This is a genomic window from Campylobacter sp. RM5004 (assembly GCF_022369455.1).
Lineage (GTDB): Bacteria > Campylobacterota > Campylobacteria > Campylobacterales > Campylobacteraceae > Campylobacter_E.
The window spans coordinates 1,067,362-1,092,464 of record NZ_CP059599.1 but is presented as its reverse complement, the minus strand read 5'-3'; the positions used below and the strand labels follow the sequence as shown (position 1 = coordinate 1,092,464).

Sequence of the window (25,103 nt, the reverse complement as noted above, 5' to 3'; positions counted from 1 at the left end):
CGAGCCTTTTTAAAATTTAAATAAAAAATATTTCTTAAAGTTTTTAATTATTTTACTACCTAAAATATACTGTTTTGGTAAATTTATTTTATCTATTGAGATATTAGATTTGTTTAAATTAACAAAATATACTCTATTAGTTTTGTAATTTTTATAAATATTTAAATAGTCCTTAAGTACAAGTAAAAATCTTATTTTTTTTCTTTTTACCCAATATAAGTACGCTCCAATCCTATATGCTAAATGTAGTCTTATCTTTATATCATTACTGGAATTGATATTGTATGTCTTTAGTAAGTAATCGTTTATAAAAATTAGTTTTTTTATATCTTCCTCTTTATATTTAAAAAATTTCATCATTTTGATTGTTGTAGCTAAATAATATCTTAGTATCATTTTTGATAACTCAAAATAGTGTGGTTTTTTACTAAAATATTGCATTAGCAAGTATGTAGTATTGCAATATCCACTGAAATTATAATATTCTTTAGCAAGACTAATATCTTTAAATAAAAATTCATGATATTTAGCTATGTGCTTACTTGGTTTTATAGGAGCATTATTAAAATTACATGAGCTTCCGTTTCTTACTCTATAATTATAAAAGCACTTTTTGTACATTTTAATATTATTAGCTTCTAAAAACAACATAAGTCCAAAATAATGATCTTCAGCATAGCCATGTATAGGGAATTTGAAATTGAGTTTTTTCATATAATTAAAATCAATCATTCCATCTACCATAAAAGCAAATTGGCATATTTTACTATTAAGCATATTTTGTGCAAATTCTCTAGATGTAATTATATCTTTTTTTATATTGCTAAATTTACTCATTCTATTCCATTTAGGAACTTCGCCGTTATAGTCTTTATCTGCAAACATTTTAAAATCAAACCATATTATTTCACAATGTTTTATATTATTTATACATTCTTTTAAGCAGTTATATTCAATCGTATCATCACCATCAATAAACATCACATAATCAGTAACTATACTTAAACAATCATTTTTTATATTGCTTTCATTTGTGTATATTCTTATGTTTTTATTGTGTTTAAATACATAATCATTTTTATTTTGCCATATCACATTATAATTATCATACAATAATTCAAGTCCTAAATTTCTACTTTTGCTTTGCCCTTCATTTATCTTATCTATAATTATAATTCTATTATCTATATTTGCATAGTATTTTGCAATATTTAAAGTATCATCGATGCTACCATCATTAATAAGAAGTAGGTTAAAGTGCTTATAGCTTTGATTCAGTATAGAATCAATACATTCTACTAAATATTCTTGTATGTTATAAATTGGCATAATTATGCTGATTTTTTTATTTTTTAAATTTTTATTATTTTGCAATATATTCTGATTAGAGTTTTCATACTTATCTACTAATTCAGGAAGTAGATTTAAAGCTTGATTTTTTACACTTAATGGATCAATATCGTAATTATTTATTTCTTTTAGCCATCTAATTAAAGGTCTATAAAAAATCTTTATAAATTTATTTTTTAATTCATTATTGATATTTAGTCTGAAAACGTCATTATGTACTTTTATTGCAGTAATTGCCAAAGAAGCATCTTTATAATATTGCTTTGCTTTAATAATGTCTTGGTTAAACAAGTCATACAAATAAGCAACAGATTTTGAAAGATTACTAATATTTATTTTTTCATCATAAGCCATTATGCTATTTGGTCTGATTCTATAAACATAAAGTTGTTTATTAAGTATATAGATTGATTTTGCTTGTATAAATAGCATTTTGCCGTAGTAATGATCTTCATGAATAATATCATTAATAAATTCTAATTGTATATTTTGCAAATATTTTAATGACACCATACCATGTCTTCCAAACCAAAACATTCTTTTATCATTTTGCTCTAGTAAAGTTAGCCACTCGTTAGCATTTATTTTATAGCTATGTTGGATATTGTATTGTTCATGATGCGTTTTTTTATCTTGTTCTTTTACTCCATCATAAAAAAACTTAAAGTCAAACCAAACAATATCATTATCTCTAGCAACTTTAACACATTCATAAACTGCATTATTTACTAAATAATCATCAGAATCTAGATATAAAATATAATCAACATCATTTATTTGAACTATTGGTTTTTGTGAATAAATATGCTTCAATCTATGTTTATCATTATTTACGATATCTGCTTTTATTAAGCCATCTTGCAAAATGTTATTTTTTATTTGGTATTTTTTTAACAACCAATTTATTCCAACATTTCTAGCATTGCCTAATCCACCATTTTCTTTATCAATTAATATTATTCTTTTATCAATTTTGGTAAATTCTTTAGCTATGTTAAAAGAATTACAATCAGTACTACCATCATTAATTAGTATAATATCTATATTTTTATATGTCTGATTTATTACTGAGCTTATACATTCTTTTAAATAATTTTCAACGTTATAAATAGGGATGATAATACCTACTTTTATATCTTTATCATTCATTTTTATCCTTTGTAAATTTAGTATAGATATTCAAAATTAATGATCTATTTAAAATTGATAAATCTAATTGATTAAATATTTTTTCATTTATATTAATACTATTTATAAAATCATCTAATTTAATTAATCTCCCATATCTATTATATTTTTGAGCTTTTATGTATGGAAAATGATAATTATTTAATTCAGTTCTCAATACTTTATGATTTTTTGTAAGCTTTAAATTTTCAATAAATCTATTACAAATAAAATCTTTAAAATTTAAATTAGTATTTTTAATCAACCAATGATCTACGACATCTCTCAATACTAAGTTTTTATTGTATGTCTCTATATAAACTTCGTTATCTTTAATTATAAAATTTATTCTAGGTATAGAAACCACATCATAATCACTTTTTACCAAATAAAACATATTAAATAATTTTTTTGCATCATAGATATGATCACAATCAATTTTTATCATCCATTCATCCTTAGGTATGAAGTTTTTAACCTAGTTATAATAAGTAGATAATTTATTATCATATTTAATGGGGGGGGGGTAATACTAGTTTGGATATTATAAGGGTATTTATAAGCTTTAAAAGTAGGAAATTTATTGCAAAAATTTATTATAATCACTTCGCTTCCATCGGTACAGTCATTATATCCTATAACACCTCTTTGGATGGCTGGAAGTATAGAATATAAACTTTCTTCTAAAGTATTTATTTCATTGCAGATTCTAATGAAAGCCCAAGGATTTAGTTGTGATTTTGCGTCTTTGCTTCTAGCATCTAATTCAAAATAACCTTTATGTGTTGTATTAGTTTTATGATGCTTGTAATATATCTCATTTGAATTTATCATAATTATTTTTATCCTTTAATAATTTTAATCCTATAATGTAATTTCTATATGATTTAGTATTTTTAATACTTTCTTTATTTATTTTTTTTAAGAGCATTTTTGTGATTTTATTATCATAACAAAACAATAGTGTTGCAATGTATTTAAATAAATATAGGATATTAAATTTGTTTTTTGTAAAATTGTTTATGTAATTACCTAATTTATAAGCTTTTGTGTTGCTTAAAAGAATATCTATTTCATCTTGGGTTAAAACATTATTATTTTTTAAAAAATCAATGCTTTGTTTTAATTGTGTAATTGCTTGATTTTTTTCTTTTACAAAATCTACAATAAATGCTTTAGTATTAAAACTTAGTATATTATTATTATGATCATTAAAATTTTTATAAGTAAAATATTGCTTGTGATTGAAATATGTAGAAATAATATAATCATTATCTTGTTTATAGAATTTTCTTATATTTTCAATAATACCATTGTTTAATTTGTAATTATGTTTTTTATCAGTAAAATATTTGTTTATATATCTTACTATATCACCTCTTAAAGGATTTGATTTGTTATTAATAAACATCGGAAGTTCTTTGTTTAAGTATAGTAATAAATCTACACCATAGGTATCAAGCGCCTCATTGCTATTATCAATTTTATTAAAACTATCAATATTATCAATTTCAATTTTATCTAAGAAATCAGATATTAAATCTTGATTTTTAAAGTATTTTTTATCAAAAATTGTTGGAATTATATTATCTAATCCAAAAACTTCTTGCCAAATTTTTAATGTGTTTTTATGGTCACAAATAAACTGAAAATGGCTTATATTTTTTCTAAAACCATCTTTAAATTCTAAGTCAAAACTATCCTTTAACTCAAAATCAAATTTTTCATCAATTTCACTCCATTTAATTGCTTCAGAGTAAAGTGAATTAATTAATTCTCCTTGTTCTCTTAGATAGATTATTATTTTGATATCATTAATCCCTAGTTTATGCAATATTTCTTTAAGTTGTATTAGCTCTTCTTTTGTTGTTAGCCTTGAATGTATTAATTCTGAAGTAAATAAAATTTTTGTTTTTCCTTTTAATTCTTGTTTTAACTCATTGAATAGATTATTTTTATAATTATCAAAATCTTCTTTTTTTAAAATATTATTCGTAATCCTAAAAGAATCTATTTTATTTTCTTGATAAGCCAAAACTGCTAAAGGCCAATGATTAAACCCTAAAGAATTTGGAATACAAATATGTTTTTGAAGTTCTTTTTTGTTTTCTTTTATAAAATTTTGTATGCTTGTAGAGCCTGTTTTTTCAGTTCCTATGTGTAAAAATGCTTTCATAAAATGCCTTAAAATTAAAACATATATAATTTATATTTATTTAAAATTGAAAAACTATTAATTTCAATACAAATAAATCTATATCAAAACTAAACTAAAGAGCTATTAAACAATTTTTTTCTTAATTAAAGTTAATAAAAATAAATTTGTTAGTTTAATTAAAAGTCATTTATAACATAGATATATCGAGCTTTATCAAATTTGCATAAAAATAAAATTTATATTGAAAATAATAGTTTTTCAATATTTGGAGTTTTATGAATATAGTTATCATAGGAACAGGCTACGTGGGTTTGCCTAGTGGTGTTGGTTTTGCTAAATTAGGTCATAATGTTGTTTGTGTGGATGTTGATGAAAGTAAAATCAATTCTTTAAAGGAGGGTAAGCTTCCAATTTATGAAAATAATCTTGAAGAAGCATTTTTAGAAGTAGTAAATAAAAACCTAACATTTAGCACATCGTATTCTTGTATAAATGAGGCTGATATCGTTATATTAGCAGTTGGAACTCCGCAGTCAAATGATAGTGAAAAGGCTGATTTAAAATACATTTTTGCAGCAACAAACGAAATTTGTAAAAACTTAAAAGATAAAAATAAATATTTCATATTAGCTACTAAATCAACTGTTCCTGTTGGAACTGGAGATAAAATAGAGCAAATTATACATGAAATCAATTCTGATATTGATATAGTATCTTTACCTGAGTTTTTAAGAGAAGGATACGCTTTAGAGGATTTTTATAATCCTGATAGAGTTGTAATAGGAAGTAACTCCGATAAAGCAAGCGAGGTATTGAAGGAGCTATATTCTCATATAGATAATGATAAAATTTTAATAACTTCTAGAAAATCAGCTGAGCTTATCAAATACGCATCTAATTCGTTTTTAGCAATGAAAATACATTTTATAAACGAGATGGCTGATTTTTGTGAAAAAAGCGGTGCAAACATAAGCGATGTTGCACTTGGAATTGGACTTGATAGTAGAATTGGCGGTAAGTTTTTAAACGCTGGTCCTGGATATGGTGGGAGCTGTTTTCCTAAGGATACTTTAGCAATGCTTGGAATGGCTAAAGAATTTGGAGTAGGAATTTCACTAATAGAAACTACCATTAAAGGAAATAACGATAGATTTAAAAAGATTGTAAATAACATTAAAGATATGTTAAAAGATATTGATAGTCCAAAAATAGGCATTTTAGGACTTGCTTTCAAAAATGGCACCGATGATTGTAGACAAAGTCCAGCGATTGAAATTACAAAGGAATTGATTAAAAATTATCAAAATATAAATGTATATGACCCAAAGGCTAATCAAAACGCTAAAAGTATTTTAAATGAGAGTATAAATTACACAAACTCAATTTATGAATGCGCTAAAAAATGCGATTTATTAGTGGTTTTAACTGAGTGGGATGAGTTTAAGGATATTGATTTTTCAAAGCTTAAAGATTGCGTAAGAGTTAAAAAAATCTATGATACTAGAAACATAATAAACTTAAATGAAGCTAAAAAATATGGTTTTGACGTAATAAATATCGGGGTTAAGAATTGAGCCAAGAAATTATAGTGGTTAAAAACACCGAAGGCGACCCTGATACAAAAGCTAAAATTTTAATCAAAAATAAAATTGATTATACTCCAAAAGTATCAGTAATAATCCCAGTATATAACACTGAAAAATATTTAAAAGAATGTTTGGATAGCGTAATAAATCAAAGTTTAAAAGAAATAGAGATAATATGTGTGGATGATGGCTCAACCGATAATTCGCTAGAAATCTTAAAAGAATACGCAGCTAAAGATAATCGCATCACAGTCCTTGCTCAAGAAAATCTATACGCTGGAGTTGCAAGAAATGCTGGTATGATGGTAGCTAGTGGGGAATATTATCATTTTTTAGATAGTGATGATTTTGTAGAAGATAATATATACGAAAAATGTGTTGAAAACAATAAAAATTATGACATTATAATTTTTGCAAATAATGTTATTGATGAAAATACGCAAGAATTAATAAGAGTAAATAAAGCTAGCATAGATGAAAAAAATAAAAATTTTATACAAACAAATCCAAATGCCTGGAGTAAGTTATTTAATAAATGTTTTATTCAGAGTAGAAGAATAAAATTTGAAGGTTTAAAAATAGCTAATGATTTAACTTTTACTTATACAGCATTAGCTCTTGCAGATAATATAAAATACATAGATATTCCTTTAATCTCATATAGAGGTAACCAAAAACATAATTTAACAGCAAATAGAGGAGATAATATAGAATGTTTTTTTAAGGCTATACAAAAATTAAAAAACAATCTAAAAATATATAATGTTTTTCATAAATACAATAATACTTTTTATGATAGAATAAAGGCATCTTTAAATTATGAATTGAAATTTTATAAACATACTTATGATGAATTAAGACAAGTTATGTTTAAGACTTTAGATAATGAGCTATATAAGTTATTGATATGTGATTTAAAGCCAAAAATATCTATAATAATAGCAGCTTATAATGCAGAAAAATATCTCAAACAATGTCTTGATAGTGTTACAAATCAAAGCTTAATAGATATAGAGATAATTTGCGTAAATGATGGTTCAAGCGATAATTCTTTAGCTATCTTATATGAATATGCAAGACTAGATACAAGAATAAAGATAATAAATCAAGAAAACCAAGGATTATCAATTTCAAGAAATAATGCTTTAAAAATAGCAAAAGGTAAATATATACAATTTGTAGATGCTGATGATTATATAAATTTAAAAGCTTGTGAAAGAATTTATTTACAAGCTATTCAAAACGATTTAGATATTTTAATGATAGGCGGTAATAATTTTGATAATTATGGCAATATTACGGAGAGTGCTTATAATAGTTTTTTATATTTACCAAATAATTTTAAGGAAGTTTTTAATTATATTGATTGCAAAGATTTTATAACAAGGATTGCTGTTTCTTCTTGTTTAAACATTTATAAAAATGATTTTTTAAATGCTAAAAAAATCAAATGGATAGGTAAAAAAATATGTTATGAAGATAATTTATTTTTCACTGAAGCCTTATTTAAAGCAAATAGAATAGGGGTTTGTAAGGAAAAATTATATTTTAGAAGAATTCATAATGAATCTATTACACAAAATATAGAGAAAAACTTTAAAGATAAGATAGAAATAAATACTAGATTGTTTGAAATGTTATTTAAAATAACATCTAAAGAATATTTAGATTTATATATAAAATCAAGATTAAATATTTTATATAGTGATTATATAAAAATTGGCAATGAAAAATATATGTCAGATTTAAGTAATTTAGTGAACTTAATATTTAAAAAATATAACTATTCAATTCCAAATATAATGCAGTTTTTGCTTAACAAAGAAGAGTATTATTTTAAATACTTAAAATCAAGCAGAATTGACATAAAAAATTATGGTAGTAAAGACAATGAAATAAATATTATTGAAAATATTACTAATGTTAGGGCTATTTCAACTAAAAAAAGCAATGGGTTTAGTCTTACTTGTAAGACAAATAGTTTTTGTTTTCGCGCTATTAAAAGCGGAAAGTTGATAATTGATTTATTTAATACTAAGGAAGATATAACCTATAAATCAATTAAATTAAATGGTAAAAATCTTTTAAAATCTTCACTTATTTTACGAAGTGGTGATGAATATAGAATAAAAAAACGTATATGGGATGGTAAGCAGTATAAACTTGAATTTGATTGTATAAAAAACAGTGAAATTAAACTAGATATAAGAAATGTAAGAACTAACTCTAATAATATAGAGTTGATAGATAGTTTAATTAATACTAGCATAAAAACTCCTATTTGGTTTATTGATAGTAAAGGTTCAGGTTGTGTATTAGAAAACTGTAATTTTAAGGATTATTTTAAGGTTCAGATTGTTAATGATGGAGAATTAATGCTTAGGTTTATGGGGGTTGATGCAAAATTTAATAATGAAAGAATTCCATTATATGTAAATTATCAGTCAATTAAAATAAATGGAAAAGAGATTTTAAGTAATCCTATTGTGGTTTGGCATGATAAAGTTTTTGTTTATAAAAAGAAAGTAAAAAACAAAGAAGTTATAGAGATTGAAACTACAAAAAAATATTACAAATATTCAAAAAAAGAATTAAACAACATAGTTAGCAAATTAATAAATAATGATGCTGATAAATTAATCATTGATAAAGTAATAAAAATATATGAAAAAGAACAAGGCAAAGAAGAAAGTATTATCAGTAGAATTAAAGAATTTTTTAAAATGATAAACTTTAATTTAAGGAAAAAAAATGACTCAAAAAGAATTGCAAAGTAAATTTAATATTTCATACTTTACTATGAATTATCTTTTAAATATTTCAAGCAAATATAAATATATATATTTTGAAACACCAAAGGTAGCTTGTTCTACAATTAAAAGAACACTGCAGGAATTAGAAGATATACACAATGTGCCTAGAAGCCCACACGATAAAATCAATTCACCTTTAAAATCACCTTTAGATATAGAAAGTGGAGTGGAAATTTTTGATGAGTATTTCAAATTTTCTTTTGTTAGAAATCCATATACTAGAATTTTATCATGTTATTTACAAAAATTTTGTAATGACAATTTGGAAACTAGACTAAAATTTTTATCAAAATTAAATATCAATAAGGATATTAAGCTAAGTTTTAATGATTTTTTAAAAGCCTTAAAAGATATACCATATAAAAAGTATGACATACATTATATGCCACAATATTTATTGCTGGGGGGGGGTAATTTAAAATTAGATTATATTGGAAAATTTGAAAGATTTGATATAGATTTTCAAAATATTTTATTTAAAATAATAGGTGTAAATAATTTGAGTATCTCAAATATAATTTGGCATAAAACTAATGCAAACACTTTGATTGATAATTATTTAGATGATGAAAGTATTAAAATGATAAATGAGATTTATTCAAATGATTTTTTAAATTATGATTATAGTTTTAAATAATTTCGGAGACATAAATTGAATATATATTTACACATTGGAACACAAAAAACAGGAACTACAACAATACAAAAAACGCTTACAAAAAACCATGATATGCTACAAAATAATAGTATATCATACCCCAAGTCGCTTGAACAAAATACCTCTCAATGGTCAATAGTATTTTTGGGCTACAGTGATGTAAAGGATTATTATTTTTGTACAAAAAATAATATTTACAATAACGATAGTCTTGAGTAAAAATAAAAACAAATTTTAACAAATCTAGAAGATGAAATTAATAAAAATATATGCGACAATATCATTATTTCATCAGAATATATACATTCAAGATTAAATAAGGAAGAATTAATAAAGTTAAAAAATAATTTAAAATCAATTAATTTTAAAAAACCTGAAATAGAAAATGATATATTGCAAAAAATAGAGCTAAATAGGGGAGGGTAATAAAGATAAAAATTATTCTTTACATAAGGGAGCAAAATGAAGCTATTAAATCATCAATTTCAACAGCTATAAAATCTGGTAAATATTTATCAGATTTTAATAATTTTAATATGTTTTATTATTATAATTTATTTAATTATAAAGAACAAATTCTAATGTATCTTGTTATATTTGATGATGTTATTGTGTGATTATATGATAAAGAAGCTGATCTTGAAAAAGACTTTTTAAATATTTTCAATTTAAATTACCAAGAATTTGAATTGTGTTTTTTTGAAAATTCTAAGCTTGATTTAATAGGTATGAATTTATTAAATATTATAAATAAAGAATTTCCATATTTTAAAGATAAAAATAATAAAGAAAGAATAGAACTAAACCATTATATAGAGTTATATTTAAAAGAAAATAAAAAATTTTCTATAGTTTACCTAAAGAAGTTATTTATAAAAACAAAGAATATTTTGATGATATAAATGAGTTCATCTGAATAAATTATTTTAATAATAAAAAAGCTTTTTAATGATGTAAATTGTACTATAGATAAAGAGAAATTAATTTTTAATGATGATTTTAGAGAAGTTATAAATATAATATCTAATTTTTTATAGCTATATTAAAAGATAAAAATAAAAAAATAATAGAACTTGAAAATAATATAAAAAAGTAAATTTGATGTTTAGTTACTTATTTTAATATATTAATTATTAGATATTTTATAGCTAGTTTAGTTTTTACTAAGCTTTTAGTTTTAATATGTATGTATTTTGGATATAAAATGATAACTCCAGCAATTAATTCATTTATACTTAATTTTCTATTTCTTCTATATAAAATTTCTGGGGTTATGTTTTTATCAATTGTAAGACCCCAACCGGCGTAAAATGGTGCTCCGTAAGTTACTACTACTTTATCACGGATAAGTGCGTCATAGCCTGCAGTTGATGTGATAGTATGTACTTCATCACAGGCTTTTATACAACTATCAATGCTAATATCAGTTATGATTTCATCACAGTATTGGAGGATAATTTTTTCATCTTTAAGACCCTGACGATTACCAGCTACTACATCAGGATGAACTTTATAAATTATATAAGCTTCTGGGTTTTCAGCCCTAACTTGCTTGATAAGTTTTAAAGAATCATAGCCTAAACCACCACATTTTATAGATGCATCATCTTCAACTTGTGCTGGGATTAGTATTGTTTTTTGCTCTCTTTTTGGTAATTCTTTGTGTTTTAAGCAGTTATATTTAGAAAACGAATTATCTAAGATTAGTTTTCTAATTTCTTTTGCCTCTTGTATTAACTCATCGTTAAAATCAATATTTTTTAGAATGTATTCTAATCTACTAGGAGTGTTAGGATCAAAATAAATTCCTATATCATCAACAACTAATGAATATGCTTTAGTTAAATTTGAGCCAAGTCCAATTGAGCGTATGAAACCATCTTCTACTATGCTAACATTCTTAAAATACTTTTCAAGTTCATTTTTATCGTATTTTTTACCCCAAATGAATGCTTTATCATGTTGCGTAATTTTATATCGCTTTAAAGCATTTAAAGAGTTCATAAAAATTATTTTATTATTATCTGATTTAAAAAAATGTTTTGTATGAGCTCTTTTCCATAAAGAAAAACCAAAGAAAAATAATCTTCCTGAATTAGCCTTATAAATTTCTCTAAACTGAACTACAGTTTTCATAGTATCAAATATATCTGAAATCTCTTCAGAATATAGGTTATAATACTTTGTATATAAAAAATACATTGCATAAAATATTTCTTCAATACTTCTTGTCTTAATCCTACGTTCGCATTTTTGTTTATCTTTTGTAAGCCCCCATCCTGCATAAAACGGCATTCCATAACATAAGCATTCACATCCACAAAGTAAAGCTTCAAATCCCATTGTTGAAGTCTTTGTATAAACTTTTTTAAAGTTTTTAAGAAGACTTATTGGATTATAGCTATCGCTTATAATTTCACATTCTTTTGGTATTTTATTTATATTTATATCGCTTTGTTTTTTGCCGCTTAGCACATCTGGATGAATCTTTACATAAACCTTAGAGTTAGAATTTTCTCTAATCGCATCTTTTATCATATCAAGTGAATTAATATTATTAGCTAAGCCGTATTTTAAAGATAAATCATTAGCACTTTGTAAAATTACCAAAACATTATCTTTATTTCCTAATTCAAATTCTTTGTAAGCATTATTGTATTTGCTTATATTATTATCTACTAGATATTTTATAGCTTTTTTTGCTTGTTCTAATTCATCTTCGCTAAATTTATAAGTATTTAAAATATTTTCTAATCTACTTGGATTTGTAGCATCATAATAAATCCCAACATCATCAAATACTAATGAAAAGCTATTTTTATCGCTAATACCAAGCCCTAAAGAACGAATAAGACCATCTTCAAGTAAGCAAAATTTAGCATTATTTTTTTTAGCTAAATTCTCAGCTATTCTTCCACTTTCCTTTCTTCCCCAACCATAATAAATACCATTGCAGCTTGCATCACGCCAAGAAAGATTTAAAAAGTTTTTAACATTTTTACGAAGTTTATATTGTTTAAAATATCTAATAACCATAGTATCAAAAGCCCCTTTTTAGGGGCAAAAATTATTTTTTACTTTCTTTTAATGCAATGTGTAATTCATTAAGCTGAGAATAAGCAACTTTGCTTGGCGCATCAGTCATCAAGCATTGTGCTCTTTGAGTTTTAGGGAATGCTATTACATCTCTAATTGAGCTTGATTTTGTAACTAGCATTAATAATCTATCAAGTCCTATCGCAAATCCACCATGACTAGGTGCTCCATAACTTAAAGCATCTAGTAAGAAGCCAAATTTTTCTTTTTGCTCATCTTCGCTAATTCCAAGTAATTTAAATACTTTTTGTTGGATATCACTTCTATGAATTCTTATACTTCCGCCACCAAGCTCAACTCCGTTTAATACTATATCATAAGCAACAGAACTTATTTCATCAATTGGTGCATCAATATTCTTTGGCATTGTGAATGGGTGGTGCATTGCTGAATAAGTACCATCATCGTTTTGCTCAAACATAGGAAAATCAACAACCCATAAAAACTCAAATTTATTTTCATCAATGATTTTTAATTCATTTGCTAAAAATAATCTAAATCTTCCCATATAATCCAAAACAGTTTTTTTAGCACCAACGCCGAAGAACACTACATCTCCTACATTAAAATCTGCTTTTTCTTTTAAGAAATTAATAAGTTCAGCACCTTCATCATCAAAAAACTTAGTTAATGGTCCTTTTGGTCCATCCTCTTTCATTTGAATAAATGCTAAACCTTTAGCACCAAATTTTCTTACATACTCTTCAAATCCTTGCATTTGGCGTTTTGAGAAAATATTATCTCCATTTTTAACAACGATTGCTTTTACACGATTTTTCTTAGTATCCTTTGCAGGCTCACTAAAAATAGCATTATTTGATTTTGCAAAAATATGTGCTACATCAATCATTGGCATATCAAATCTTAAATCTGGCTTATCACTTCCATAGCTTTCCATCGCGTCATTATAAGTCATTCTTCTTACATTTTGTGGCATTGTTATGCCAACACTTGCAAATGTTTCTCTTAAGAAAGTTTCAGCATTTTGCATAACCATTTCTTGATCGCAAAAGCTCATCTCAACATCTATTTGAGTAAATTCAGGCTGTCTATCAGCTCTTAAATCTTCATCTCTAAAGCACTTTGCGATTTGAAAGTATTTATCAAATCCTGCAACCATTAAAAGCTGTTTGAATAATTGTGGGCTTTGTGGTAGTGCGTAAAATTCACCTTCATGCACACGAGATGGAACTAAATAATCTCTTGCACCTTCAGGTGTAGCTTTTGTTAAAATCGGAGTTTCAACTTCCATAAAGCCTAATTTTGTTAGAGCATTTCTAGCTGCTGTTGTAATAATTGAACGCTTTTTGAAATTATCTAATAATTTTGGATTTCTAAGGCTTAAAAATCTATATTTAAGTCTTAATTCTTCATTAACATTTAAATCATTTATATCAAAAGGTAGTGCTTTTGCAGCGTTTATTAATTCAACTTCTTCGCAAACTATTTCTATTTCACCAGTTTTTAGTCTTGGATTTACTAATCCTTCTCCTCTAGCTCTTATTTTACCTTTTGCGCTTATTACGTATTCATCTCTTAAAGTGCTTGCAATTTCATGAGCTTTTTTGCTAATTTCCGGATCGCATACTAATTGAATAATACCTTCTTTATCTCTTAAATCTAAAAATACAACTCCACCATGGTCACGATATGAATTAACAAAACCTGCTACAACTACTTCTTCATTAATATTTTTAATACTTAGCTCAGTGCTATAATGTGTTCTCAATTTTTTTCCTTAATTAATGATTTTTTATAAAATTATATTGTTTTTTACTCAAAAATTGTAAATTTATAATAAAAAATATAAGAAAAGATTATGAAAAATAAAGAAATTAAGAAAATTATAATATTTTGCAAACTTGGTTTAGAAGATAGTTCTGAGCTAAAACATATAAAAAATTTTTTAGAACATAAAAAAATAAAATATTCTCTATATATAAATAATAGAAAAGATAATATTAATTTTGATTTAGAAAATGTAAGTTTATTAATTTCCTTAGGCGGAGATGGAAACATTATTTCAGCTTGTAGGTATTTGGCTAATACAAATATTCCTGTTTTAGGTGTTCATGCTGGAAATCTAGGCTTTTTAACGGAGTTTCAAATCAAGGAATTTGAATTAGGAATTAGCGATTTTATAAATGGCTCTTATAAGCTTGAAAGGCCTTTTTTATTAAGCGTTCAAATAAAGTTAAAAAATGGAAAAGTCTTACAAAAATATGCTTTTAATGACGCAGTATTTAATAGAGCAAATCATTTATTATTAGCTGATATTAAGACAAGTTTTAAAGGAGAAATTTTTAATAATTATAATGCCGATGGACTTATAATCTCAACTCCAGCAGGTTCAACCGCATATAACCTTAGTGCAGGTGGTTCTATTGTATATCCACTTAGCCGTGTTTTTATGCTAACTCCTATATGTTCTCATTCGCTAACTCAAAGACCTATTGTCCTTCCTAAAAGCTTTTTTATAGATGTAATTAGTTCAAACTGCACTCTTAGTATAGACGGACAAGAAGTATTTAATAAAGATGAATTTATAAGTGCTAGAATAGGACTTAGCAATGTAAGAGCTAATATTATTAGGAAAAAAAATAGTTCTTATTTTAAAGTTTTAAATGAAAAGCTACATTGGGGAGAAATAAGATGATAGAAAGATTATATTTTACAAATAATATAACTTTTGATGAACTTAATTTAGATTTTAAAAATGGGCTTATTGTTTTTACAGGTTCAAGTGGGGCTGGAAAGTCGGTGATTTTTAAAAGCATTTTAGCAGCTTTTGGGATTTTTGAAAGCACTGCAAATCTTTTAGAAATTAGCATAGATGATAAGATTAATGATGAAAGTATAGAAAATGCTAATCCTAATGTTTTTAGAGTAAAAAAAGATAAAGTAACAAGATATTTTATAAATAATCAAGCAGTATCAAAAAAAATAATGAGCGAATTAAATGCTAGTAATATTCGTTATTTATCGGCTAAAAATTATGATGATTTTGAGCCTAGTTATTTGCTTAAAATGCTTGATTTAGTGGTTATAAAAAAAGAAGCAAATTATGAAAATATTTTAAATGAGTATAAAAATAATTTTAAAAAATTAGATGAATTAGAAAAAGAATATAATAAATTATGTGAAGATGAAAATAAAATTAATGATTTAAAAGAATTATTAAGCCTAGAAATAAAAAAGATTAAAGAAATTAATCCAAAAAAAGGCGAATATGAAAAACTTCTTGAATTAAAAACTAAATTATCAAGAAGAGATAAAATAGAGCAAGCTTTAAGCAAATCAGAAGGCATATTTTCTTATGAAAATAGTGTATTAGAATTATTAAGATTAGCTAATATTGATAGTGAATTTTTTGTAAATGCTATGAGTGAGCTAAATGATATTTTCAATGATTTAAACAATGAAAGCAGTGATTTAAATATAGAAGATATTTTAAATAGACTTGAAAAACTTCATTATCTTGTTAAAAGATATGGCAGTGTAGAAGATGCTTTGATTAGTTTAGAAGAAAAAGAAAAAGAATTAAATATTTATGAAAATATTGATTACGAAAAAAGCCATCTTGAAAAAGAGCTAAAAGTATTAAAAAACAAGCTTTTAAGCGATGCTAGAAATATTTCTAACATAAGAGCAATTTATCTTAAAGAACTTGAGTGCAAAATTAATGATTATCTAAATTTGTTATACTTAGACAAAATTGCTCTTAAGCTAGTGGAATTTGAATTAGGAATTAGCGGTATTGATAGATTTGAAATCAGCCTAAATAAAGCAGGGTTTAAAGAGATTAGTTCTGGTGAATTAAATAGATTAAGACTTGCGTTTTTAGCTAGTTTTGCTGATTTTATTGATTATGCAAATGGTTATATATTCTTAGATGAAATTGATGCTAATTTAAGTGGAAAAGAGGCTATAAGCATAGCAAATGTGATAAGTAGATTAAGCAAACATTATCAAATTTTTGTAATAACTCATATGCCTTGGATTTGTGCTAAAGCAAATCAGCATTTTTTGGTAAGTAAAGAAAACAATAAAAGCTTTGCAAGAGAGCTTAAAAAAGATGAAATTGCAAATGAGCTTGCAAGGATGATTAGTGATGAGAATATTAGTCAATCAGCCTTAGATTTTGCAAAAACCATATTAGAAGGAAAAGAATGAAATTATTATTAGTAGATGATAATAAAATGTTAGCTAAAGCAATAGCAAAAAAAGTTAGTGGAGCATTAAATTGTGAATTTGATATAGCTTATGATTTTGCAGAAGCTAAAGAATTAATAGATAACAATGAATATTTTGCTGCATTGCTTGATTTATGTTTGCCTGATGCTATGCATGGTCAAGTTGTTGATTATGCGCTTTCTAAAAAATTACCAAGTATTATTTTAACTGGTCTTGATGATGATGCTACTAGAAAAAGCTTTATGGATAAAGATATAGTTGATTATGTTTTAAAAGAAGGTAGTGAGTGTGTTGATTATATTATTGATATTATAGAACGCTTACAAAGAAACGAAAATACAAAAATAATTGTTGCAGAAGATTCAATGGCTATGAGAAATATTATTAAAAATATTCTTCAAGCTTATAAATTTCAAGTATTTCCAGCAGCACATGGAGCAGAAGCTTTAGGATACTTAGAGCAACATCCTGATGTAAAACTTATTTTAACAGATAAAGAAATGCCAGCAATGAGTGGTGAAGAGCTTATTAAAGAAGTTAGAAAAGAATATAATAAAAATCAATTAGGCATAATAGTTCTAACAGCTCACGGAAGCGATGATGTAGGTGTTAGAATGTTAAAATCAGGTGCAAATGATTTTATTCAAAAGCCATTTTCAAGAGAAAATATGATTTGTAGAATCAATAATAGTATTGATTTGATTTATTATTCAGAGCAATTAAAAGATGCAGCTGCAAAAGATTTCTTAACTAAACTAAATAATAGAAAGAGCTTTTTTGAAGCTACAAAAGATTATTATTCTAAAATAAATGATGATGTAGATTTTGCTGTTTTAATGATAGATATTGATAAATTTAAAAATATTAACGATACTTTAGGCCATGCGGCAGGAGATAGCGTAATAGTTCAATGCGGACAAACTTTACTTGAGCAAGTAAAGGGCGGAGATATGGTTGCTAGATTTGGTGGTGAAGAATTTTGCTTACTAATAAAAAATATTAAAAAAGAAGATGCTATTAAAATGGCAGTTAAAATTAGAAGCGCAATAAAATCAACTCCTGCTATTTATTTAGATAAAACAATCAACTTTACAGCTTCAATAGGTGTTGCAGTTGGCTCTAAAAAATCAGAAATTGAAGAAATGATTAAAAAAGCTGATGAAGCTTTATATGAAGCTAAAAATAACGGCCGTGACAGGGTTGAAATATACAATGGTGATTGATGTATATTATTGATACACATACGCATTTAGATGATGATAGATATGATGATATCTTAGATGAAGTTTTAACCAATGCAAGTAATGATGGGGTAAAACTTCATATAATCCCAGGTGCTGATATAAAAACTTTAAAAAAAGCTTCTAATATTGCTAATAAATACGATAATGTTTATTATGCAGCAGGGGTTCATCCTTATGATATCACTGATTTTAATTTAGATTATTTAAAAAGTTTTTTAGATGATAAAAAATGTATAGCAATAGGCGAATGTGGATTAGATTATTACAGAAGTCCTAGCGAAGAAGAAAAAGTCTTACAAAAAGAAGTATTTATTAAACAAATTGAGCTTTCAATAGAAAAAAAACTGCCGTTAATTATACATATAAGAGATGCGAGTGCTGATTCACTTGAGATTTTGAAAAGTTATAAAGAAGCTTTTGGAGTTTTGCATTGTTTTAATGCTAGCCCAATATTGCTTGAATTAAGCGATAGATTTTATTATGGAATTGGCGGTGTTTTAACATTTAAAAATGCAAAAAATTTAGTTGAAATACTTCCTAAAATTAGATTAGATAGGTTACTTATTGAAACAGATTCGCCTTATCTTACCCCACATCCTTTTAGAGGAACTTTAAATGAGCCAAAGTATTGCACATTGGTTGCACAAAAAATGGCAGAATTATTAAACAAATCAATTGAGGAGATAACAGAGCTAACAACAAATAACGCAAAAAATTTATTTAAAGGATTAATTTGAAAAAGTTTATATTATTAATAATGATAAATATTTGTTTATTTGCTAGTTTTTCGGTGGATAAATATGATAAACAAGAAAAAATTTTAAAAAGCATTGATGTAGATGTTAAATATTTGCAAGATCAATCATTCATGGAGATTTTTTATGACATGAGTGAGCGTGAGGTGCTTTATTTTACAAAAGTTTTAAATGAAGCTAATATGAATATTCCTATCATTAAAGCAATTTTAAAAAAAGAAGGCGTTCCTGATGTATTTTTATACCTTGCAATGGTTGAGAGTAATTTTAAAACAGATGCAAGATCAGGTGTAAAAGCTACTGGAGTTTGGCAGTTTATGGAGCCAACGGCTAAGAATTTTGGCTTAAGAATTGATAAATTTGTTGATGAGAGAAAAGATGTGGTTGCTGCTAGTGTAGCTGCTGCAAAATATCTACATAAATTAAAAGATGAGTTTGGCAAATGGTATTTGGCAATTTTTGCATATAATTGTGGAAATGGCTGTGTTAGAAAAGCTATTAGAAATGCGGGAACAGATGAATTAAATGCTTTGCTTGATGAAGAGCAAAAATATTTACCTAAAGAAACTAGAAGATTTTTTAAAAAGATTTTAAGCACAAGTTTAATAGCTGAAAATGATATTGCTAAATATGGAGATATTTATTTATTAAATCAAGTTATGGCTTTAAATATAGGCAAGGTTGAAATAAAACCAAATGAAAGTTTGCAATTAGTAGCAAATAAAGCAAAAATGAGCTTATCAGAATTAAAAGAATTAAATCCACAATTTAAAGGTAATTACGCACCTCCATATCCATATTATGCATATTTGCCAATAGAAAAAATAGCTAGTTATAAAGATAATAAAAGCTCAGTTAAATATGCTAAAAATAGTATAAAAAATGTTATAAGTTATAGAGTAAAACAAGGCGATACTTTATATGCAATTGCTAAGAAAAACAATGTTAGCACAAGCACTTTAAAGGCTTATAATAATTTAAAAGATGATAGAATTGGAATTAATCAAAATCTATTAATTCCTATTTTAGATTTTGATAATAGCAAGGAGGCTAAAAATTGAAAAAGTTTTTAGTATTTGCTAGTTTTCTTGCTTTATTTACTGCCTGTTCTAGCACTCCTGCTGCAAATTACGGAGTAGCTAAACCAAATACTCCTGCAACTATGAGGCCATACACTATTAATGGAAAAACTTATTATCCTAGCAAGGTAAATATAGGTGATACTGAAAGTGGAATTGCTAGTTGGTATGGACCAGGTTTTCATGGCAAAAAAACTTCTAATGGCGAAACATTCAATACTAATTCAATGACAGCAGCTCATAAAACCTTACCTATGAATACTATGGTAAGGGTTGATAATCTTGAAAACGGAAGAAGTGTAATCGTAAGAATTAATGATAGAGGTCCATTCGTAGCCGGTAGGATAATTGATTTATCAAATAAAGCAGCGCATGAAATCGATATGACAAAAAAAGGAACTGCTAGAGTAAAACTTACAGTTTTAGGCTTTGATCAAGTTAATTTTAAAAACCAAATTCCTAATTCAAATTCTAGTTTTTCACAAGCTCTAAATAGTGTAACAGGTGGCGATTTTATGATACAAATAGGAGCTTTTAAAAATTCAAGCAATGCTTATAATTTAGCTCAAAAATACGCAAATTATAAAGGTTATACAAGTAAGGTTTTAAACTCAAGCGATGGATTTTATAGAGTGTTTTTAAAAGGATTTAGAAGCGAAGAAGAAGCTAGAGATTTTATTAATTTAGCTAATTTTTTAGGTTCTTTTATATTTAGGGAGTAATTATGATTAAATTAGTAATTTTAGATGTTGATGGATGTTTAAGTGATGGAAAGATTATTTATTCTCCAAAAGCTGATTTGATTAAAGAATTTAATGTAAAAGATGGAGCAGCTATTTTAAAGGCAAAAGAACTTGGTATGAAGTTTGCAATTATTACTGGAAGAAGTTCTGATGTTGTATTAAATAGGGCTAAAGATTTAGGAATTGATTATGTTTATTGCGGCATTAAGGATAAATTAACTTGTGCTAAAAGCTTGTTAGAAGAATTAAATATAAGCTTTAATGAAGTAGCTGCGATAGGCGATTATTACAATGATTTGGATTTATTAAAAGCTGTTTTTTTACCTTTTATACCGAATGATGGTGTTAGAGTATTTGGAAGAGTTTTAAATACAAAAGGTGGAACAGGTTGTGTGCATGAAATGTTAGAAATTATTTATAAAGAAAATAATCAAACAAGGCAGTGGCTTAAGTGTTAGTAAAAACCTTTAATATTATTTTAGTTTCAATGTTATCTATGCTTTTTTTTATTATTATTCAAAAGCCTTATGAATTAGACAAGATGAATTATAAGCTAGATTTTAAAAGCCTTGAAGCTAATGATATCATAGGTTATGAGATTGATACAAAACTAAAAACTCTAGCCTATGCAAAGCAATATTACAAAATAGGCAATCAAGATAATTTATTAGATTTTGAAGTTAAAAGCTTGGATAAAGAATTAAGCGCTTTAAAAGCTACAAAAGAAAATGATGAAATAATTTTAGAAAACAAGGTAGTTTTTAAAGATAAAGAAATTAATTTAGAAAGTGATTATGTAAAATATTTAAAAAATCAGCAAATATTAAGCTCAGATACCAAAACCAAAGCCACTTATAATGGTAGTTTAATTAATGCTAATTCTTTTAAATATGATTTAAAAACACAAAAGCTTGTATTAGAAGAGGTAAATTTATGTATAGAAAAATAGTTATTGTTTTATTTTTCGTATCTAGTTTATTGGCGCAAAAAATTGAAATAAACGCAAAGTTATTTGAAGGCAGTAAAGATAATCAAACAGGTGTTTTTAGTAAAGATGTTAGTATAAAACAAGGCAATGATTTTTTAAATTGTCAAGTTTTAACAATAAAAACAAATAAGGATAACAAAATCTCAAGCTATGAAGCAAGAAATGTTACAAGCTTTTCAATTACTATGGCTGATAGTGTTTTTAAGGGTAGGGCTGATAAGATTTTTTATGATGTAAATAAAAACTCTTATGAGCTAAGTGGCAATGTAAAAATCAAAGAAAATAATAAAGAACTAGTAGCTGATTATATATATATTAATCAAAAAGATGGAACTTATAAAGTTAAGAGTAATAAAGAAAACAAACCTGTTAAATTAATATTTGAGATAGCAAAATGAATATAGTAAGTGCGAAATTTTTAATATCATGTGAAAAATATTTTCAAACACAAGAATATGATTTAAGTGAAATTGCTTTTTTGGGTCGTTCAAATGTCGGCAAAAGCTCACTAATCAATGCTTTAGCAAATCATAAAGGCTTAGCAAAATCATCATCAACACCAGGAAAAACTCAATTAATTAATTTTTTTGAAGTTACATTTGCCGATAAAAAACAATTAATTTTAATAGACTTACCGGGTTTTGGTTATGCTAGAGTTTCTAAGGATAAAAAGGCAGCTTGGAATAAAAACCTAAATGAATTTTTGCAAAAAAGAAAAGAAATAAAATGCTTTATTCATTTAATTGATTCAAGGCATGATAATTTAGACATTGATGAAGGAGTTTTTGATTATTTACAAGACTTTATAAGCGAAGAGCAAGAGTATATTAAAGTATTTACTAAGATTGACAAATTAAATCAAAGCGAATTTTCAAAATTAAAAGCTAAATATAAAGATGCTATTTTTGTTTCAAGTTCAAATAAAAAAGGAATTGATAAATTACAAGCAAAACTATATGAGTATATAAAATGAAAGAAAGATTAAATCTAAGTTATTATTTAGGTTTTTTCATTCTATTTTTTTACCAAATACTTTGCTCTATTGTGTTTTTATTACCACCTTTGTTTGGTGTATTTTTTGTTTATTTAATCATACATTTTAATAAAAAAGGCTTTGATAGGACAAGTTTATTTATAATTTTATATTTTTGTTTTATTGAGCTAACTCATGGCTTATTTTTATTCTGTACTACTATTTCGTTTTTAATTTTTTATTATTATTTTTATAATAAATTAATTTATAAATTAAAAAATAGAGATATTTTAATAATACTTTTCATAATTTTTGTATATGGATTTAATCTAATTTTAAACCTTGCATATTCATATATTTTTGAAGTAGGGCATTTAAATTACGATATTATTTTTATTTATTATATTTGTTTGGAATCGTTGCTAGCCATAGTGCTTTTTAGGGGAATTGTTTGAGATTAAAATTTGTTGTATTTGTAATACTAAGTTTTTTTATTTTATTAATAGCTAGGGTTTATTGGCTTAGTATTTATAGCAACGATTATTATGAAGAATTAGCTTTAAAAAACTCAACAAAAGAAGAACTAATAGCTCCTATTAGAGGTGCTATTTTAGATAGAAATAACACCCCTTTAGCGGTTAATCAATTAGGATTTTCTATATCGTTAAAACCTCATCTAAAACAAGATGATTTAAATAACACTATTAATAAATTACAAGAATGTTTGAGTGATATTGACTCTGAAAAAATTACTAAAATTTATAAAAGAGAAAATAGCTACTATAATCAAGATGAGATTGAAATTATTGATTTTATAGAATACGAAAGCTTAAATAAATGCTATTTTAAGCTCAATTTAGATGAAAATATTTTAATAAAAGCTAGTTTTAAAAGATTATATCCATATAATTCTTTAGCAAGTCATATTATAGGTTATGTTGCAAGAGCAAATTCTGATGATATGGTAAGTAATGATGTAGTAAAAGTTACTAAAAAAATAGGAAAAACCGGAATAGAAAAATACTATGATGAAATTCTACAAGGAACACCAGGTAAAAAAGTAACAAAGGTTAATTCTATAAACCAAGAAGTAGAAGAAATAGAGTTTAAAAAGCCTATTATGGATAATGATATTAAGCTTACAATTGATATTAGAATGCAGCAATTTTTAGACGAATTGTTTAAAAACATGAGTGGTTCAGCTGTTATTTTAAATATTGAAGATGGCTCTATTTTAGCAGCAGGTTCATATCCTGAATATAATCTAAATCCATTTGTAACAGGCATTTCTCAAGAAGAATGGGATATGATGATACAAGATTTAGACCATCCTTTCACAAATAAGATTATAAATGGTCGCTATCCTCCAGGCTCGGTTGTAAAAATGGGTGTAGGATTATCGTTTTTGCAAAGTGGAAAAATTGATGCAAGCACGACTTTTACTTGTGCAGGGACATTTAATTTTGGCGGAAGAAAGTTTAGATGTCATAATACAAACGGACATGGGGTAATGGATTTAAAATCAGCTATTAGGTCAAGTTGTGATGATTATTTTTATAAAGGAAGCTTAAGGGTTGGTATAGCTGATATTAGTGCAACCTTGTATAAATTAGGTTTTGGTAAAAAAACAGATGTGGATTTACCGCTTGAAAGTGTTGGAATTTTACCAAATAAAGCTTGGAAAAGCTCAAGATATAATCAGCCTTGGTATCAAGGAGAAACGCTAATTACTAGCATAGGTCAAGGCAATTTCTTAGCAACTCCTATGCAAGTTGCTGTTTATACTGCAAAACTTGCAAGTGGATATGAAATAAAACCACATTTTATAGATGAAATTAATAAAGAAAAAATCGTATTTGAAAAAAAGGACATTTTTACACCTAGTGAAAAGCAAGATTTAAAATATTTGCGTTTAGGAATGTTTGATGTTGCAAATAATATTAAAGGAACAGGTTATAAGCCTTTGTTAGAAAGTAAAATAACTCTAGCAGCAAAAACAGGAACAGCACAAGTAGTAGGAATATCTCAAAGCGAAAAAAAGAGAATGAAAGAAGAAAATATGGAGTATTACACAAGAAGTCATGCTTGGATGAATGCTTATGGTCCTTATGAAGAGCCAAAATACGCTGTTGTTGTATTGGTTGAGCATGGAATGCATGGGGGCGCAACTGCAGGTCCTATTGTTGCTAAAATTTTTAATAAATTATTAGAACTTGGATATATTGATGAAAAGTATATTAAAGCTAAAAAATAACAAGAATTTGAAATAGGAATTAAAACTAAATTCCTATTTCAAATT

The 25,103-nt window shown here is 25.7% G+C and carries 21 protein-coding genes; 15 read left to right on the top strand and 6 right to left on the bottom strand.

Features of this window, described 5'->3' with window-relative positions:
- Positions 1-9: 9 nt before the first annotated feature.
- The 4 genes from AVANS_RS05425 to AVANS_RS05415 are packed head-to-tail and all read right to left on the bottom strand — an operon-like array spanning position 10 to position 4,693.
- Positions 10-2,499 (bottom strand): glycosyltransferase, encoded by a 2,490-nt coding sequence (locus tag AVANS_RS05425; protein WP_239816873.1) that lies wholly within the window; start codon positions 2,497-2,499, stop codon positions 10-12.
- A complete protein-coding gene (locus AVANS_RS09585) occupies positions 2,492-2,965 on the bottom strand; it encodes a hypothetical protein (RefSeq protein WP_275583442.1) in 474 nt (157 codons plus the stop codon). The genes AVANS_RS05425 and AVANS_RS09585 overlap by 8 nt, the downstream gene beginning before the upstream one ends.
- A complete protein-coding gene (locus AVANS_RS09580) occupies positions 2,962-3,351 on the bottom strand; it encodes a hypothetical protein (RefSeq protein ID WP_275583441.1) in 390 nt (129 codons plus the stop codon). The genes AVANS_RS09585 and AVANS_RS09580 overlap by 4 nt, the downstream gene beginning before the upstream one ends.
- Complete coding sequence (locus AVANS_RS05415) at positions 3,335-4,693, bottom strand: hypothetical protein (RefSeq protein WP_239816872.1); 1,359 nt, start codon at positions 4,691-4,693, stop codon at positions 3,335-3,337. Before AVANS_RS05415 ends, AVANS_RS09580 begins: the two co-directional genes overlap by 17 nt.
- A gap of 257 nt (positions 4,694-4,950) precedes the next feature.
- On the opposite strand from AVANS_RS05415, the gene AVANS_RS05410 reads away from it, so the two are divergent.
- Genes AVANS_RS05410 through AVANS_RS05400 form a run of 3 tightly spaced genes read left to right on the top strand, consistent with a single transcriptional unit; the run spans position 4,951 to position 9,711 of the window.
- Positions 4,951-6,249, top strand: a complete 1,299-nt coding sequence (locus tag AVANS_RS05410) for a UDP-glucose/GDP-mannose dehydrogenase family protein (RefSeq protein ID WP_239816871.1) — start codon at positions 4,951-4,953, stop codon at positions 6,247-6,249.
- On the top strand, positions 6,246-9,038 hold the full coding sequence (locus AVANS_RS05405; protein WP_239816870.1) for a glycosyltransferase: 2,793 nt from the start codon (positions 6,246-6,248) through the stop codon (positions 9,036-9,038). Before AVANS_RS05410 ends, AVANS_RS05405 begins: the two co-directional genes overlap by 4 nt.
- The gene (locus tag AVANS_RS05400; protein ID WP_239816869.1) at positions 9,013-9,711 is read left to right on the top strand and encodes a sulfotransferase family 2 domain-containing protein; all 699 of its coding nucleotides are present in this window, start codon (positions 9,013-9,015) and stop codon (positions 9,709-9,711) included. Before AVANS_RS05405 ends, AVANS_RS05400 begins: the two co-directional genes overlap by 26 nt.
- 1,134 nt (positions 9,712-10,845) lie before the next feature.
- Here the strand turns inward: AVANS_RS05400 and AVANS_RS05395 are convergent.
- Entirely contained in the window at positions 10,846-12,768 is a 1,923-nt protein-coding gene (locus tag AVANS_RS05395) for a capsular polysaccharide biosynthesis protein (RefSeq protein ID WP_239816868.1), read from the bottom strand.
- A gap of 31 nt (positions 12,769-12,799) precedes the next feature.
- Positions 12,800-14,557, bottom strand: a complete 1,758-nt coding sequence (aspS, locus tag AVANS_RS05390; RefSeq protein ID WP_239816867.1) for an aspartate--tRNA ligase — start codon at positions 14,555-14,557, stop codon at positions 12,800-12,802.
- A 90-nt stretch (positions 14,558-14,647) separates the two neighbouring features.
- On the opposite strand from aspS, the gene AVANS_RS05385 reads away from it, so the two are divergent.
- Genes AVANS_RS05385 through mrdA form a run of 12 tightly spaced genes read left to right on the top strand, consistent with a single transcriptional unit; the run spans position 14,648 to position 25,058 of the window.
- Positions 14,648-15,484: an NAD(+)/NADH kinase gene (locus AVANS_RS05385; RefSeq protein ID WP_239816866.1), complete on the top strand. Its 837-nt coding sequence runs from the start codon at positions 14,648-14,650 to the stop codon at positions 15,482-15,484.
- The gene (locus tag AVANS_RS05380; protein ID WP_239816865.1) at positions 15,481-17,001 is read left to right on the top strand and encodes an AAA family ATPase; all 1,521 of its coding nucleotides are present in this window, start codon (positions 15,481-15,483) and stop codon (positions 16,999-17,001) included. Before AVANS_RS05385 ends, AVANS_RS05380 begins: the two co-directional genes overlap by 4 nt.
- Positions 16,998-18,245, top strand: a complete 1,248-nt coding sequence (locus AVANS_RS05375) for a response regulator (protein WP_239816864.1) — start codon at positions 16,998-17,000, stop codon at positions 18,243-18,245. The genes AVANS_RS05380 and AVANS_RS05375 overlap by 4 nt, the downstream gene beginning before the upstream one ends.
- Complete coding sequence (locus AVANS_RS05370; protein ID WP_239816863.1) at positions 18,245-19,003, top strand: TatD family hydrolase; 759 nt, start codon at positions 18,245-18,247, stop codon at positions 19,001-19,003. The genes AVANS_RS05375 and AVANS_RS05370 overlap by 1 nt, the downstream gene beginning before the upstream one ends.
- Positions 19,000-20,082, top strand: coding sequence for a lytic transglycosylase domain-containing protein (locus AVANS_RS05365; RefSeq protein ID WP_239816862.1), 1,083 nt, complete (start codon positions 19,000-19,002; stop codon positions 20,080-20,082). Before AVANS_RS05370 ends, AVANS_RS05365 begins: the two co-directional genes overlap by 4 nt.
- On the top strand, positions 20,079-20,822 hold the full coding sequence (locus AVANS_RS05360; RefSeq protein ID WP_239816861.1) for a septal ring lytic transglycosylase RlpA family protein: 744 nt from the start codon (positions 20,079-20,081) through the stop codon (positions 20,820-20,822). The genes AVANS_RS05365 and AVANS_RS05360 overlap by 4 nt, the downstream gene beginning before the upstream one ends.
- A 2-nt stretch (positions 20,823-20,824) precedes the next feature.
- Positions 20,825-21,301 carry an HAD hydrolase family protein gene (locus tag AVANS_RS05355; protein WP_239816860.1) on the top strand — a complete coding sequence of 159 codons (477 nt, stop codon included), beginning with the start codon at positions 20,825-20,827 and terminating at the stop codon, positions 21,299-21,301.
- 38 nt (positions 21,302-21,339) lie between these two features.
- Positions 21,340-21,792: an LPS export ABC transporter periplasmic protein LptC gene (gene lptC / locus AVANS_RS05350; RefSeq protein WP_239816859.1), complete on the top strand. Its 453-nt coding sequence runs from the start codon at positions 21,340-21,342 to the stop codon at positions 21,790-21,792.
- On the top strand, positions 21,777-22,229 hold the full coding sequence (gene lptA / locus AVANS_RS05345) for a lipopolysaccharide transport periplasmic protein LptA (RefSeq protein WP_239816858.1): 453 nt from the start codon (positions 21,777-21,779) through the stop codon (positions 22,227-22,229). The genes lptC and lptA overlap by 16 nt, the downstream gene beginning before the upstream one ends.
- Complete coding sequence (gene yihA / locus AVANS_RS05340; RefSeq protein WP_239816857.1) at positions 22,226-22,804, top strand: ribosome biogenesis GTP-binding protein YihA/YsxC; 579 nt, start codon at positions 22,226-22,228, stop codon at positions 22,802-22,804. The genes lptA and yihA overlap by 4 nt, the downstream gene beginning before the upstream one ends.
- The gene (locus AVANS_RS05335) at positions 22,801-23,259 is read left to right on the top strand and encodes a hypothetical protein (RefSeq protein WP_239816856.1); all 459 of its coding nucleotides are present in this window, start codon (positions 22,801-22,803) and stop codon (positions 23,257-23,259) included. Before yihA ends, AVANS_RS05335 begins: the two co-directional genes overlap by 4 nt.
- Complete coding sequence (gene mrdA / locus AVANS_RS05330) at positions 23,256-25,058, top strand: penicillin-binding protein 2 (protein ID WP_239816855.1); 1,803 nt, start codon at positions 23,256-23,258, stop codon at positions 25,056-25,058. The genes AVANS_RS05335 and mrdA overlap by 4 nt, the downstream gene beginning before the upstream one ends.
- Positions 25,059-25,103 lie beyond the last annotated feature (45 nt).

Excerpts from the sequence above, each read along its gene's own strand:
- AVANS_RS09580 (WP_275583441.1), bottom strand. The coding sequence starts at position 3,351 with ATGATAAATTCAAATGAGATATATTACAAGCATCATAAAACTAATACA.
- AVANS_RS05415 (WP_239816872.1), bottom strand. The coding sequence starts at position 4,693 with ATGAAAGCATTTTTACACATAGGAACTGAAAAAACAGGCTCTACAAGC.
- AVANS_RS05380 (WP_239816865.1), top strand. The coding sequence starts at position 15,481 with ATGATAGAAAGATTATATTTTACAAATAATATAACTTTTGATGAACTT.
- AVANS_RS05385 (WP_239816866.1), top strand. The coding sequence starts at position 14,648 with ATGAAAAATAAAGAAATTAAGAAAATTATAATATTTTGCAAACTTGGT.
- yihA (WP_239816857.1), top strand. The coding sequence starts at position 22,226 with ATGAATATAGTAAGTGCGAAATTTTTAATATCATGTGAAAAATATTTT.
- AVANS_RS05425 (WP_239816873.1), bottom strand. The coding sequence starts at position 2,499 with ATGAATGATAAAGATATAAAAGTAGGTATTATCATCCCTATTTATAAC.
- AVANS_RS05395 (WP_239816868.1), bottom strand. The coding sequence starts at position 12,768 with ATGGTTATTAGATATTTTAAACAATATAAACTTCGTAAAAATGTTAAA.
- AVANS_RS05335 (WP_239816856.1), top strand. The coding sequence starts at position 22,801 with ATGAAAGAAAGATTAAATCTAAGTTATTATTTAGGTTTTTTCATTCTA.
- lptA (WP_239816858.1), top strand. The coding sequence starts at position 21,777 with ATGTATAGAAAAATAGTTATTGTTTTATTTTTCGTATCTAGTTTATTG.
- AVANS_RS05370 (WP_239816863.1), top strand. The coding sequence starts at position 18,245 with ATGTATATTATTGATACACATACGCATTTAGATGATGATAGATATGAT.
- AVANS_RS05355 (WP_239816860.1), top strand. The coding sequence starts at position 20,825 with ATGATTAAATTAGTAATTTTAGATGTTGATGGATGTTTAAGTGATGGA.
- AVANS_RS05410 (WP_239816871.1), top strand. The coding sequence starts at position 4,951 with ATGAATATAGTTATCATAGGAACAGGCTACGTGGGTTTGCCTAGTGGT.
- AVANS_RS05400 (WP_239816869.1), top strand. The coding sequence starts at position 9,013 with ATGACTCAAAAAGAATTGCAAAGTAAATTTAATATTTCATACTTTACT.
- lptC (WP_239816859.1), top strand. The coding sequence starts at position 21,340 with ATGCTTTTTTTTATTATTATTCAAAAGCCTTATGAATTAGACAAGATG.
- AVANS_RS09585 (WP_275583442.1), bottom strand. The coding sequence starts at position 2,965 with ATGATAAAAATTGATTGTGATCATATCTATGATGCAAAAAAATTATTT.
- AVANS_RS05375 (WP_239816864.1), top strand. The coding sequence starts at position 16,998 with ATGAAATTATTATTAGTAGATGATAATAAAATGTTAGCTAAAGCAATA.